Source organism: Pseudomonas pergaminensis (genome assembly GCF_024112395.2).
Taxonomy (GTDB): Bacteria; Pseudomonadota; Gammaproteobacteria; order Pseudomonadales; family Pseudomonadaceae; genus Aquipseudomonas; species Aquipseudomonas pergaminensis.
Map to the genome: position 1 here is coordinate 2,660,168 of NZ_CP078013.2, position 13,391 is coordinate 2,673,558.

The following is a 13,391-nucleotide window of genomic DNA, read 5'->3' on the forward strand; positions in this document are numbered from 1 at the left end:
GCAACTTTGAAAAACAATAAAAGGTGCAGCCATGCCCGCAATCCGAATTGGCATCAACCCGATCTCCTGGAGCAACGACGACCTGCCGGCCCTGGGCGGTGAAACACCCTTGAGCACCGCCCTGAGCGAAGGCAAGGAAATCGGCTACGAAGGTTTTGAACTCAACGGCAAGTTCCCCAAGGACGCCAAGGGCGTCGGCGACGTATTGCGCCCTTATGAGTTGGCGCTGGTTTCCGGCTGGTACTCCAGCCGCCTGGCCCGGCGCTCGGTGGCTGAGGAGATCGAGGCCATCGCCGCGCATGTCGAGTTGCTCAAGCAGAACGGCGCGACGGTGCTGGTCTACGGCGAGGTGGCCGATTCGATCCAGGGCTCGCGCATTCGCCTGATCGAACGCCCACGTTTTCACAGCGAACAAGCCTGGCAGGACTACGCCGACAAGCTCACTGAACTGGCGCGCTTCACGCTGTCCCAGGGCGTGCGCCTGGCGTACCACCACCACATGGGCGCCTATGTCGAATCCCCGGAAGACATTGACCAACTGATGCGCCGCACCGGTCCTGAAGTTGGCCTGCTGTTTGACTCGGGTCACTGCTACATGGGCGGCGGCGAACCTATCGAGGTGCTGCGCAAACACATCGACCGCATTTGCCACGTGCACTTCAAGGACGTGCGCAAACCGGTGGTGCAACTGGCGCGCAACCAGATGTGGAGCTTTCCCGACTGTATCGTCAACGGCACCTTCACCGTGCCCGGCGACGGTGATATCGACTTCGCCGAATTGCTCGATGTGCTGCTGGCCGCCCAGTACCAAGGCTGGCTGGTGGTGGAGGCCGAGCAGGACCCCGCCGTGGCCCCCAGCTATATCTATGCGAAAAAAGGCTACGACACCTTACGTGCGCTTCTGAATGAGAGGGCCGGACAATGAGCTTGTTGGTCAAAAGCAGCAAACGCGGGAAAACCATGGTCGCCCTCGAAGCCGGGCGCCTGGAGTACGTGGGCTTTGCCGCCTACCGCCTGAGCCTGGGCGAAACCCTGCCGGTCAGCGCCGGCGACCAGGAGCTGTGCCTGGTGCTGCTCAGTGGGCGGGTGAACATCGAAGGCGAAGGCTTCAACTGGCAGAACCTCGGGGATCGCCATTCGGTGTTTGAAGAAAAATCCCCCTTCGCCGCCTACCTGCCGCCGGGCACCGATGCCCAGGTCACAGCCTTGAGCGATGTGCAGATTGCCGTGTGCGCCGCCCCGGGCGGCGAGGGCTACGAGCCACGCCTGATCCGTCCGGAAAACTGCAAGCGCAGCGTGCGTGGCAAAGGTGCCAACACCCGCTACGTGTGCGACATCCTGCCCGACAGCGAGCCGGCCCATTCGCTGCTGGTGGTGGAGGTGCGTACGCCGTCCGGGCATTCGTCGAGCTACCCGCCGCATAAGCACGACACCGACGACCTGCCGCACCAGAGCTTCCTTGAAGAGACCTACTACCACCAGATCAACCCACCCCAGGGCTTTGTGTTCCAGCGGGTGTACACCGACGACCGCAGCATCGACCAGGCCATGGCTGTGGAAAACAGCGACCTGGTGGTGGTGCCCAAGGGGTATCACCCGGTCAGCGTCCCGTATGGCTACGAGTCCTATTACCTCAATGTCATGGCCGGCCCCAAGCGCGCCTGGCACTTCCACAACGACCCGCAGCACAGCTGGCTGCTGGACCTCTAATCAGCGGTTTTGGACGGAGAACAACAATGAAGTCGCCTCTACGTTTTGCCCTTAACCGCATGGTCGCCCCCCATTTGTCCCTGCCGGATTTCATTCAGTTGGCCGCCACGCTCAAGTGCGATGCGATCGAGATCCGCAACGACCTGGCGGACAAACAAATCGAATTCGGTACCCCGGCCAGCCGCGTGCGCGAACTGTGCGCGGTGCAGGGCATCACCGTGCTGTCGATCAACGCGCTGTACCCCTTTGATGTGTGGAACGACGAACGCCGGGCCCAGGCGATCAAACTGGCGACCTATGCCCGTGAATGCGGCGCACAGGGCCTGGTGATGTGCCCGTTCAATGAGCCGGGCGACACGCGCAGCGAAGCCCAGCGCGCGGCCGGGTTGCGCACGGCCTTGAGCGAATTGGCGCCGATCCTGCGCGAGTACGGGGTTCTCGGCTTTATCGAGCCCCTGGGTTTTGAAGAGTGTGCCCTGCGCCGCAAGCGCGTGGCGGTGGAGGCGATCAAGTCCATTGGTGGCCTGGATGTGTTCCGCCTGGTGCACGACACCTTCCATCATCACCTGGCCAGCGAGCATGAGTTCTTCCCGGAACTGACTGGACTGGTGCACATCTCCGGCGTGGAAGATGCCGAGGCGCCGCTGAACGCGATTCGCGACGGCCACCGCGTGCTGGTGGGCGAGGGTGACATCCTCGGCAACGCGGCGCAGATCGACACCTTGCTTAGCACCGGCTACAGCGGCTACCTGTCATTTGAGCCGTTTGCCGAGAGCGTGCACGGCCTGGCCGATATCCAGCAAGCGTTGGGCGCGAGCATTGCCCACCTGGAAAAGTCCCTGGCATAACGCAAACCAAAGGTAGGCGCTGGCTTGCCGGCGATAGCGATCGATCAGATATGAATTCACTGCCTGACCCACCGCTATCGCAGGCAAGCCAGCTCCCACACTGGAGTTGTATTCACACAAGGTGCAAGTGATGACCACAACACGATTGACCATGGCCCAGGCCCTGGTGAAGTTCCTGGATAACCAATACATCGAAGTCGATGGCGTGCAGAGTAAGTTTGTCGCCGGAGTGTTCACTATTTTCGGCCACGGCAATGTGCTGGGCCTGGGCCAGGCCCTGGAGCAGGACAGTGGTGACCTGGTGGTGCACCAGGGGCGCAACGAGCAGGGCATGGCCCATGCGGCCATCGGTTTCGCCAAGCAGCACCTGCGCCGCAAGATCTACGCGTGCACCGCCTCCGTAGGCCCGGGCGCCGCCAACATGCTCACCGCCGCTGCGACCGCCACGGCTAACCGCATCCCGTTGTTGCTGTTGCCCGGTGATGTCTACGCCAGCCGCCAGCCCGACCCGGTGCTGCAACAGATCGAACAGTTCCATGACCTGAGCATCAGCACCAACGATGCCTTCCGCTCAGTCAGCAAGTACTGGGACCGCATCAACCGCCCCGAACAGTTGATGACCGCCGCGATCCACGCCATGCGCGTGCTCACCGACCCGGCCGAAACCGGCGCCGTGACCCTGGCATTGCCCCAGGATGTGCAGGCCGAGGCCTGGGATTATCCGGATTATTTTCTGCAGAAACGCGTGCACCGCATCGAGCGTCGCCCGGCGACCGCCGCGATGATCGGTGATGCAATGGCGGCGTTCCGCGGCAAGCGCAAGCCGCTGATTATCTGCGGTGGTGGGGTGAAGTACTCCGGCGCCAATGCCGCGTTGCAAGCCTTTGCCGAGCGGTTTGATATTCCCTTCGCGGAAACCCAGGCGGGCAAGAGCGCCGTGGTTTCCAGCCATCCGCTGAACGTCGGCGGGATCGGTGAAACCGGCTGCCTGGCGGCGAATCTGCTGGCGCCCGAAGCGGACCTGATCATTGGGATCGGCACGCGCTACACCGACTTCACCACCTCGTCCAAATCGCTGTTCAAGCACGCAGACGTGAAGTTTCTCAACCTCAATATCAACCCCTGTGACGCCCTGAAACTGGACGGTGTGCAGGTGCTGGCCGACGCGCAGGTCGCCTTGAAGGCACTGGCAGATGCCCTCGGCGATTACCGTTCCGGTTGGGGCGCGCAGATTAGTGAGGCCAAGGCGCAGTTGGAGGCCGAAGTGGACCGCGTACACCACGTGGAATATGCCGGCGACGGTTTTGTGCCTGAGGTCGACGACCACCTGGACCGCGCGGTGCTGCGTGAATTTATCGAGTTGACCGGTTCGTGCCTGACCCAAAGCCGCGTGCTGGGTGTATTGAATGAAACCCTGGCCGACGACGCCATCATCGTCGCCGCCGCCGGCAGCCTGCCCGGCGACCTGCAGCGCGCCTGGCGCAGCAAGGGCGTGAACACCTACCACGTCGAGTACGGCTATTCGTGCATGGGCTACGAGATCAACGCCGCCCTGGGCGTGAAACTCGCCGAGCCGAGCAAAGAGGTCTACGCCTTGGTCGGCGACGGCTCCTACATGATGCTGCACTCGGAGCTGGCCACCTCGGTCCAGGAGCGGCGCAAGATCAACGTGGTACTGCTCGACAACATGGCGTTCGGCTGCATCAACAACCTGCAGATCGGCAATGGCATGGACAGCTTCGGCACCGAGTTCCGCTTCCGCAACCCCGAGAGCGGCAAGCTCGACGGCGGCCTGGTGCCGGTGGACTTTGCCATGAGCGCGGCGGCCTATGGCTGCAAGACCTACAAGGTCAGCACCGTGGAGCAACTCGAAGCGGCGCTGGCGGATGCGCGTACTCAAACGGTTTCGACGCTGATCGATATCAAGGTGCTGCCCAAGACTATGGTCCACGGCTACCTGTCGTGGTGGCGGGTAGGCGTGGCGCAGGTGTCCACCAGCGAACGCACGAATGCCGCCGCGAAAAAACTCAACGAACACCTGGCGAAGGCCCGGCAGTACTAATAACAAGAGGAGTGTTGTATGTCTTTGAAGCTTGGAGTGATTGGTACGGGCGCCATTGGCCGGGACCATATTCGTCGTTGCAGCCAGACCCTGCTCAACAGCCAGGTCGTCGCCGTGACCGACATCAACCTTGAACAGGCCGCCAAGGTGGTGGCGGACTTGAAACTGGACGCCGAGGTGTACCCCGACGGCCATGCGTTGATCAACTCGCCGCAGGTGCAAGCGATCCTGGTGACCTCCTGGGGCCCGAGCCACGAAGAGTTTGTGCTCGCCGCCATCGCCGCCGGCAAACCGGTGTTCTGCGAGAAACCCCTGGCGGTCACTGCCGAGGGCTGCCGCAAGATCGTCGATGCCGAGGTGGCCTACGGCAAGCGCCTGGTGCAAGTCGGCTTCATGCGTCCGTATGACGAAGGCTATCGCGCCCTCAAGGCCGTGATCGACAGTGGCCAGATCGGCGAGCCGTTGATGCTGCATTGCGCGCACCGCAACCCCACGGTAGGTGAGAACTACAAGACCGACATGGCGATCACCGACACCCTGATCCACGAGCTGGATGTGTTGCGTTGGCTGCTCAACGATGACTACGTGTCGGTGCAAGTGGTGTTCCCGCGCAAATCCAGCAAGGCCCTGGCGCACCTGCGTGACCCGCAGATCGTGCTGCTGGAAACCGCCAAGGGCACGCGCATCGATGTGGAAGTGTTTGTGAACTGCCAGTACGGCTATGACATCCAGTGCGAAGTGGTGGGGGAGACCGGCATCGCCAAGCTGCCGGAGCCGTCCCAGGTGCAATTGCGCAGCGGGGCGAAGCTGTCCAACGCGATTCTGATGGATTGGAAGGACCGGTTTATCGGGGCCTATGACGTGGAGTTGCAGGCGTTTATCGACAGCGTTCGCGCCGGCCAGGTCGGCGGGCCGTCGGCGTGGGATGGTTTTGCGGCGGCAGTGGCGGCGGATGCGTGCATCGAGGCGCAGAACAGTGAGCAGATTGTGAAGGTGAGCCTGCCGGATCGCCCGCACTTCTACGGCTGATTCACTGAAGAAACCCGGTTAAAAACTGTGGGAGCTGGCTTGCCTGCGATGGCGGTTCATCAGTGTCAGATTCATTGCCTGACACACTGCTATCGCAGGCAAGCCAGCTCCCACAGTTGAATTGGGTTTCCAGTTTAAATTAGGAGTGTATGTATGCGAATTGGACTGGTTGGCTATGGCCATGGAGGGCGCTTCTTTCATGCGCCGCTGATTGCTACACTGCCCGGCGCCACGTTTGTTGGCGTCGTTACTCGCTCACTTGAACGCCGCCAGCAGTTGGCGACTGACCATCCTGGTCTCAAGGCTTTCGATTCCATCGGCCAGATCGTCGAGGCGGGTGTCGACGCCTTGGTTATTTCCACCACCCTCAAAGGCCGCCCGGCCCTGGTGCTGGAAGCCATCGAACACGGCGTTACCGTGGTCAGCGACAAACCCTTCGCCGCCAACGCCGAACAGGCCCAGGCGCTGATCACTGCGGCCGAGCGCCAGGGCACGCTGCTCAGCGTGTATCAGAACCGGCGCTGGGATTCGGACTACCTGACCCTGCGCAAGCTCATCGACGCCGGTGCCCTGGGCAAAATCAGCCGCTTTGAATCCCGCGTGGAACGCTACAGCCCGCAAGCCGTAGGTAACGCCAGCGGTGGTGGCTGGCTGCGCGACTTGGGCAGCCATTTGGTCGACCAGGCGTTGCAACTGTTCGGCCCGGTAGATCGAGTGTTCGCCCAGCTGCATTACACCGCCGAACACCCCACGGTGGATCACGGCTTCTTTGTCTCCCTGACTCATGCCAACGGCGTGATCTCCCATCTGTGGGGCAACGCCTTGCAAAACAGCCAGGCACCGCGTTTTCGCGTCAGTGGCAGCGCAGGCTGTTACACCGTCGAAGGCCTGGACGGTCAGGAAGAGGCGTTAATGGCCGGCAAGTCGCCGAAAACCGAAGGCGAGCACTGGGGTGCCGAAGAGCATCGACGCTGGGGCTGGTTCGAACAAGGTTCTGAGCGTGAGCGAGTACCTTCGGAAAAGGGCTGCTGGACGCAGTTCTATCGGCAGTTGCAACTGGCGGTGCAAGGGCAGGGGCCGTTGCCGGTGGACGCCTATGACGCGCTGGAAACCACCCGTATATTGGACGCCGCACGCCTGAGCGCCGAGCGCCAGCAGGTGGTTTCAACAAAAATAGAATAAAATTCTAAAACAGGTTGATATGGAAATTATTTTCCAATAAAGTCTTTTCCAGGTTGCATAAAGTACGTTCGGACTCGATCCGCACGGCTCAACAAAAACAAGATCAAAAACAACCAGGTACCGTCAGATGAAAATCTTCAACGCTGTACTGCGAGTTTTACGCCCTGCCCACACGCCACGCGGTCTGCCCCGCGCCCGGCCATTCTACTTCTCCTTCCTTAATGTGCTGTGCGTCGAAAACCAAGGCGCGCTGGTCTGCTGTATTCCAGGCGCACCGGTGGTCCGGCTGCCTGCTGAGCTCTGATAAACGCAACGTCCAAAAAACCAACAAGAAAGTGGAGACAGACCGTTCATGAAGACCCCGATCCGTTTTACCGCGCTGGCCTTGTCCATGCTGCTCGCCAGCGGTGTTGCCTCGGCTGCCGACCTGAAGATAGGCGTGAGCATGTCCGCCTTCGATGACACCTTCCTCACCTACCTGCGCGAAGACATGGACAAGCAAGCCAAATCCTATCCCAAGGGCGATGGCGTGCAGCTGCAGTTCGAGGACGCCCGCGCCGATGTGGTCAAGCAACTGAGCCAGGTCGAAAACTTTATCAGCCAGAAAGTCGACGCGATCATCGTCAACCCGGTGGATACCGCGTCGACGGCCAACATCATCAAGGCCGCCACCGCAGCGAAAATCCCGCTGGTGTTCGTCAACCGTCGTCCTGACAGCCCGACACTGGCACCAGGCGTCGCGGCGGTGACCTCCGATGACGTCGAGGCCGGCAAGCTGCAGATGCAGTACATCGCCGAAAAGCTTGGCGGCAAAGGCAACATCGTGATCCTGCTGGGTGACTTGGCAAACAACTCCACCACCAACCGTACCAAGGGTGTGAAGGAAGTCCTGACTAAGTACCCAGGCATCAAGATCGAGCAGGAGCAGACCGGTATCTGGCTGCGTGACAAGGGCATGACCCTGGTCAACGACTGGCTGACCCAGGGCCGCGACTTCCAGGCGGTGCTGTCGAACAACGACGAGATGGCGATCGGTGCCGCCATGGCGCTGAAATCGGCGGGCAAGAAGGGCGTGTTGATCGCCGGTGTCGACGGCACGCCGGACGGCCTGAACGCAATCACCAAGGGTGACATGACCGTGTCGGCCTTCCAGGACGCCAAGGGCCAGGCGGACAAGTCGGTCGAGACGGCGCGCAAGATGGCCAAGAACGAGCCTATCGAGCAGAACGTAGTGATCCCGTTCCAGCTGATCACCCCGGACAACGTCAAAGACTTCAAGTAGCCCCTACATAACAACAATAAGCCGGCAGGGCGGTCGTGCCCGCCTTGCCGATGGAGTACCTCCTTATGCTCGCTCAAGCCGCTGTCTCACAGCCCCCCGGCATCCAGCCGTTGCCGCTGGACGAACCCTACCTGTTGGAAATCGTCAACATCAGCAAAGGCTTCCCCGGCGTCGTGGCCCTGGCCGACGTGCAACTGCGGGTACGCCCCGGCACAGTGCTGGCGCTGATGGGCGAGAACGGTGCGGGCAAGTCGACGCTGATGAAAATCATCGCCGGCATCTACCAGCCCGACGCTGGCGAGATTCGCCTGCGCGGCAAGCCGATTGTGTTTGAAACGCCCCTGGCGGCCCAGAAGGCCGGGATCGCGATGATCCACCAGGAACTCAACCTGATGCCGCACATGAGCATCGCCGAGAACATCTGGATCGGCCGCGAGCAACTCAACAGCCTGCACATGGTCAATCACCGCGAAATGCACCGCTGCACGGCCGAATTGCTGGCGCGCCTGCGCATCAACCTGGACCCCGAGGAACACGTGGGTAACCTGAGCATCGCCGAGCGGCAGATGGTCGAGATTGCCAAGGCCGTGTCCTACGACTCCGACATCCTGATCATGGATGAGCCGACGTCCGCCATTACCGAGAAGGAAGTGGCCCACCTGTTTTCGATCATTGCCGACCTCAAGTCCCAGGGCAAAGGCATCGTCTACATCACGCATAAAATGAACGAAGTGTTCGCCATCGCCGATGAAGTGGCGGTGTTCCGCGACGGCCACTACATCGGCCTGCAACGCGCCGACAGCATGAACAGCGACAGCCTGATCTCGATGATGGTCGGCCGTGAGCTGAGCCAGCTGTTCCCGGTGCGCGAGACGCCCATCGGCGACCTGCTGCTGTCGGTCCGCGACCTGCGCCTGGACGGGGTGTTCAAGGACGTCTCCTTCGACCTGCACGCTGGCGAGATCCTTGGCATCGCCGGGCTGATGGGCTCGGGCCGCACCAATGTGGCGGAGACCCTGTTTGGCATCACCCCAAGCGACGGCGGGCAGATTGAACTGGACGGTAAAGCGGTGCGTATCAGCGACCCGCACATGGCCATCGAGAAAGGGTTTGCCCTGCTGACTGAGGACCGCAAGCTCAGTGGCCTGTTCCCGTGCCTGTCGGTCCTGGAAAACATGGAAATGGCCGTGCTGCCGCATTACTCGGGCAACGGCTTTATCCAGCAGAAAGCCCTGCGTGCGCTGTGCGAAGACATGTGCAAGAAGCTGCGGGTGAAAACCCCGTCCCTTGAGCAGTGCATCGACACCTTGTCCGGCGGCAACCAGCAGAAGGCCTTGCTGGCACGCTGGCTGATGACCAACCCGCGCCTGCTGATCCTTGATGAACCCACGCGGGGCATCGACGTGGGCGCCAAGGCCGAGATCTATCGCTTGATCTCGTTCCTGGCCAGCGAAGGCATGGCGGTGATCATGATTTCTTCCGAATTGCCCGAAGTGCTGGGCATGAGCGACCGGGTCATGGTGATGCACGAAGGCGAATTGATGGGCACCCTGGACCGCAGCGAAGCGACCCAGGAAAAAGTCATGCAGTTGGCCTCCGGGATGACCGCAGTCCACTGACGTACAGAATAAGAAGGTGATGGGTTATGAACGCAATAACGGATAACAAGCCTGCGACGGTGCCAACCAAAAGTCGTCGACGCATGCCCACCGAGCTGAGCATCTTTTTGGTGCTGATCGGCATCGGCCTGGTCTTCGAGCTGTTTGGCTGGATCGTGCGGGACCAGAGTTTCCTGATGAACGCCCAGCGCCTGGTGCTGATGATTCTGCAAGTGTCGATCATTGGTCTGCTGGCAATCGGCGTGACCCAGGTCATCATCACCACGGGGATCGATCTGTCCTCCGGTTCGGTGCTGGCGCTGTCGGCGATGATCGCTGCGAGTTTGGCCCAGACTTCCGACTTTTCCCGTGCGGTATTCCCGAGCCTGACCGACTTGCCGGTGTGGATCCCGGTGGCGATGGGGCTGGGCGTCGGGCTGCTGGCGGGGGCGATCAACGGCAGCATCATCGCCGTCACCGGCATTCCGCCGTTCATTGCGACCCTGGGCATGATGGTCTCGGCCCGTGGCCTGGCGCGTTACTACACCGAAGGCCAGCCGGTGAGCATGCTCTCGGACTCGTACACGGCCATCGGCCATGGCGCGATGCCGGTGATCATCTTCCTGGTGGTGGCGGTGATCTTCCATATCGCGCTGCGCTACACCAAGTATGGCAAGTACACCTACGCCATCGGCGGCAACATGCAGGCGGCGCGTACCTCGGGGATCAACGTCAAGCGCCACTTGATCATCGTGTACAGCATCGCCGGTCTCTTGGCTGGCCTGGCGGGTGTGGTGGCCTCGGCACGTGCCGCCACCGGCCAGGCCGGCATGGGCATGTCTTATGAGCTGGATGCGATTGCTGCGGCAGTGATCGGCGGTACCAGCCTGGCGGGCGGGGTAGGGCGCATCACCGGCACCGTGATCGGCGCGCTGATCCTTGGGGTGATGGCCAGCGGGTTTACCTTTGTCGGTGTGGATGCGTACATCCAGGACATCATCAAGGGCCTGATCATTGTGGTGGCGGTGGTGATCGACCAGTACCGCAACAAGCGCAAGCTCAAGCGCTGAGGCGCAGCGGCAAGCCTCAAGCCTCAAGCTGCAAGCATGCTGATGTTTGCAGCTTGTCGCTTGCCGCTTGCGGCTTATAGCTGCTTCACGAACTTTCCTGCTATAAACGCACTCCGATAACCATTCGCCAAGCCCGTCCTGGTGCCTTTTGGGGTTATCTGGGAAAAAATGCCTGTCATTTCAGTTGCTGCGCCCTCAAGTCGGCCTTAGACTGCCGCCCCTCGTAAATTGAGTGCCGGGTGGCGCTTGGAATGGACGGCGCCTTTCCGAGACCTGCAGAGGTCGGCCGGAACGCTCCCTTATTCGCCTTAATGCACGTATTTTTTATAGAGAAATCAATGACAAAGGAAAAGTTGCTGGCCATGCCGGCGGATGACTACATGAATGCCGAACAGCACGCTTTTTTCGAGCAGTTGCTGCAAGACATGAAAGTGGAACACCACGAGCGCATTGAACAGAACCGTATCGCCATTGAAAGCCTGGACACCCCGGCCGATCCGGCTGACGCCGCTTCCGTTGAAGAAGAGCGTACCTGGCTGGTCAACGCAATCGACCGCGACCAGCGCATGCTGCCGCAGCTTGAGCGTGCACTGGAACGCATCAAGGAAGATTCCTTTGGCTGGTGCGATGACAGCGGCGAGCCTATCGGCCTCAAGCGCCTGCTGATCAGCCCGACCACCAAGTACTGCATCGAAGCGCAAGAGCGCCACGAGCAGATCGACAAGCACCAGCGCCAAGCCTGATGCGGTGAAGCTGGGGGATCGCCACGCGGTTCCCCAGGGAAAGACCCGTTACACCCCGTCTATTGATCTGCTGCAAGCTACCCCACTAAAGGCCCATGGATAATGGCCTGATAGTGGCGTTTAATGCAGGAACAATAATGACAAGCAGTGGGGTAACGACGATGGCTGGAGACGGATCTCTGATGGGCGCAGCTGTGCCACCGCAACCGGTGGTGCGCGGGTTGCCCGGCTGGCTCACGCCGTTCTTGCAGAGCACCGCCCTGGTGTTGGTACTGCTGGGCCTGGCGCTTGCCAGCCTGCCACTCTACGTCTGCTTGCCACTGGCGCTGCTGGTGATCTGGCTGCCTCGGCTGAAAAGTCGCACGCCGGTTATTGCCTCCTCCGAAGGCGTCGATGCCATTGGCGAGCTGACGCGCGACCTGTCCTACACCACCAGCCATAACGCATTGTCCGCCGCCGGCGTGGCCTATTCGGTCAAGCAGCTGGCTGCCCGGTTGCAATCACAGTTGAGCGCCGCCAAGCAGATTGTCAGCAGTGCCGAGGTGATGATCGGCACCGAAAAGATCACCTCTCAACTCAGTCGCGAAGCGCTAGGCGCTGCCAGCCAGGCCCACCGGCGCAGCACTGAAGGCCGCGAGGTGCTGGCCCAATCGATCACGCGTATGCACCAGCTCAGCCAGCGCGCGAATGCCAGTCGTGAACTGATCGAAGCCTTGAGTCAGCGCAGTGAGGAAATCCAGCGGGTGACTCTGGTGATCCAGTCCATCGCCAGCCAGACCAATTTGCTGGCGCTCAACGCGGCCATTGAAGCCGCACGGGCCGGTGAACACGGGCGCGGGTTCGCGGTGGTCGCCGATGAAGTGCGCGGGCTCGCCGGGCGAACAGCCACGGCCACTGATGAAGTGGGCGTGATGGTCGCGGATATCCAGCAACGCACTGCCCAGGTGGTGGAACAGATTCGCCAGCTCTCGGCCGACCTGCACACCGGCGTCGAGCAGGTGGAGCACGCTGGCGAGCAACTGCAAAATATCGCCAGCCTGGCGGCGGATGTGGAGGGCCAGGTTAATGAAATCGCCCAGGGCACCGACACCAATCGCACGCAACTCGACAGCCTGTTCCATGCCGTGGAGCAGATGCGCAGCGACCTGGCCGTCAGCGATCAGCAAACCCGTCAACTGGCTGAGGCTGCCGTGCAGATGGAAGGCCAGGCCGAAACCATCAGCGAGCGCCTGGCCGAAGTCGGGCTGGATGACTACCACCAGCGCATCTACGACCTGGCGCGTGAAGGCGCAAGCCGGATTGCCGCGCAGTTCGAAGCCGATGTGCAGCAGAACCGCATCAGCCTGGACGACCTGTTCGACCGCAGCTACACGCCGATCGCCAATACCAGCCCGAGCAAATACCACACCCGCTTTGACGGCTACACCGACCAGGTGCTGCCGGCGATCCAGGAGGCACTGTTGCCACGGCATGAAGGGTTGGTGTTTGCCATCGCCTGCACGCCCCAGGGCTATGTGCCGACGCACAACAAGGCGTTCTCCCACGCGCTGACCGGTGATGCGCAGGTGGATGCCGTGCAGAACCGCACCAAGCGCAAGTTTGAAGACCGCACCGGGATCCGCTGTGGCAGCCACCAACAGGCCGTTCTGCTGCAGACCTATACCCGTGACACCGGCGAACTGATGCACGACCTGTCGGTGCCGATCATGGTCAAGGGCCGGCATTGGGGCGGCTTGCGCCTGGGCTATAAACCCGAGGTAGCAAAAGGCGGACGATAGGGATTATTGCTGTTTATGCAATGGAGCTATTCCGGGGATAGCTTTTTCCAACTGGAGGAAAACCGTAGCATGGCCAACATTGTTAGCCA

The 13,391-nt window shown here is 61.2% G+C and carries 11 protein-coding genes; all 11 read left to right on the top strand.

The genetic code is table 11. The features are described 5' to 3' along the window. Positions 1-31: 31 nt before the first annotated feature. The 11 genes from iolE to KUA23_RS12135 all read left to right on the top strand — a co-directional run bounded on the left by iolE (position 32) and on the right by KUA23_RS12135 (position 13,302). Positions 32-925 carry a myo-inosose-2 dehydratase gene (gene iolE / locus KUA23_RS12085; RefSeq protein ID WP_214497597.1) on the top strand — a complete coding sequence of 298 codons (894 nt, stop codon included), beginning with the start codon at positions 32-34 and terminating at the stop codon, positions 923-925. Then, positions 922-1,710, top strand: coding sequence for a 5-deoxy-glucuronate isomerase (gene iolB / locus KUA23_RS12090; protein ID WP_078048031.1), 789 nt, complete (start codon positions 922-924; stop codon positions 1,708-1,710). Before iolE ends, iolB begins: the two co-directional genes overlap by 4 nt. 26 nt (positions 1,711-1,736) lie before the next feature. After that, entirely contained in the window at positions 1,737-2,558 is an 822-nt protein-coding gene (locus KUA23_RS12095) for a TIM barrel protein (protein ID WP_099493440.1), read from the top strand. Between the two features lie 130 nt (positions 2,559-2,688). After that, positions 2,689-4,620 (top strand): 3D-(3,5/4)-trihydroxycyclohexane-1,2-dione acylhydrolase (decyclizing), encoded by a 1,932-nt coding sequence (iolD, locus tag KUA23_RS12100; protein ID WP_252994012.1) that lies wholly within the window; start codon positions 2,689-2,691, stop codon positions 4,618-4,620. Between the two features lie 18 nt (positions 4,621-4,638). Further along, positions 4,639-5,649 carry a bifunctional inositol 2-dehydrogenase/D-chiro-inositol 1-dehydrogenase gene (iolG, locus tag KUA23_RS12105; protein ID WP_078048034.1) on the top strand — a complete coding sequence of 337 codons (1,011 nt, stop codon included), beginning with the start codon at positions 4,639-4,641 and terminating at the stop codon, positions 5,647-5,649. Between the two features lie 153 nt (positions 5,650-5,802). Next, positions 5,803-6,831 (top strand): Gfo/Idh/MocA family protein, encoded by a 1,029-nt coding sequence (locus tag KUA23_RS12110; protein ID WP_252994013.1) that lies wholly within the window; start codon positions 5,803-5,805, stop codon positions 6,829-6,831. A 352-nt stretch (positions 6,832-7,183) separates the two neighbouring features. After that, positions 7,184-8,113, top strand: a complete 930-nt coding sequence (locus tag KUA23_RS12115) for a sugar ABC transporter substrate-binding protein (RefSeq protein WP_078048036.1) — start codon at positions 7,184-7,186, stop codon at positions 8,111-8,113. A 65-nt stretch (positions 8,114-8,178) separates the two neighbouring features. Beyond that, positions 8,179-9,732, top strand: coding sequence for a sugar ABC transporter ATP-binding protein (locus KUA23_RS12120; protein WP_078048037.1), 1,554 nt, complete (start codon positions 8,179-8,181; stop codon positions 9,730-9,732). 26 nt (positions 9,733-9,758) lie between these two features. Further along, a complete protein-coding gene (locus KUA23_RS12125; protein WP_252994014.1) occupies positions 9,759-10,781 on the top strand; it encodes an ABC transporter permease in 1,023 nt (340 codons plus the stop codon). A 338-nt stretch (positions 10,782-11,119) separates the two neighbouring features. Then, entirely contained in the window at positions 11,120-11,524 is a 405-nt protein-coding gene (locus tag KUA23_RS12130) for a TraR/DksA family transcriptional regulator (RefSeq protein ID WP_010564800.1), read from the top strand. 545 nt (positions 11,525-12,069) lie between these two features. Beyond that, a complete protein-coding gene (locus KUA23_RS12135; RefSeq protein WP_428847459.1) occupies positions 12,070-13,302 on the top strand; it encodes a methyl-accepting chemotaxis protein in 1,233 nt (410 codons plus the stop codon). The last annotated feature ends 89 nt before the right edge of the window (positions 13,303-13,391 follow it).

Coding starts and splice junctions, on each gene's coding strand:
- iolE (WP_214497597.1), top strand. CDS start 32: ATGCCCGCAATCCGAATTGGCATCAACCCGATCTCCTGGAGCAACGAC.
- iolB (WP_078048031.1), top strand. CDS start 922: ATGAGCTTGTTGGTCAAAAGCAGCAAACGCGGGAAAACCATGGTCGCC.
- KUA23_RS12095 (WP_099493440.1), top strand. CDS start 1,737: ATGAAGTCGCCTCTACGTTTTGCCCTTAACCGCATGGTCGCCCCCCAT.
- iolD (WP_252994012.1), top strand. CDS start 2,689: ATGACCACAACACGATTGACCATGGCCCAGGCCCTGGTGAAGTTCCTG.
- iolG (WP_078048034.1), top strand. CDS start 4,639: ATGTCTTTGAAGCTTGGAGTGATTGGTACGGGCGCCATTGGCCGGGAC.
- KUA23_RS12110 (WP_252994013.1), top strand. CDS start 5,803: ATGCGAATTGGACTGGTTGGCTATGGCCATGGAGGGCGCTTCTTTCAT.
- KUA23_RS12115 (WP_078048036.1), top strand. CDS start 7,184: ATGAAGACCCCGATCCGTTTTACCGCGCTGGCCTTGTCCATGCTGCTC.
- KUA23_RS12120 (WP_078048037.1), top strand. CDS start 8,179: ATGCTCGCTCAAGCCGCTGTCTCACAGCCCCCCGGCATCCAGCCGTTG.
- KUA23_RS12125 (WP_252994014.1), top strand. CDS start 9,759: ATGAACGCAATAACGGATAACAAGCCTGCGACGGTGCCAACCAAAAGT.
- KUA23_RS12130 (WP_010564800.1), top strand. CDS start 11,120: ATGACAAAGGAAAAGTTGCTGGCCATGCCGGCGGATGACTACATGAAT.
- KUA23_RS12135 (WP_428847459.1), top strand. CDS start 12,070: ATGATCGGCACCGAAAAGATCACCTCTCAACTCAGTCGCGAAGCGCTA.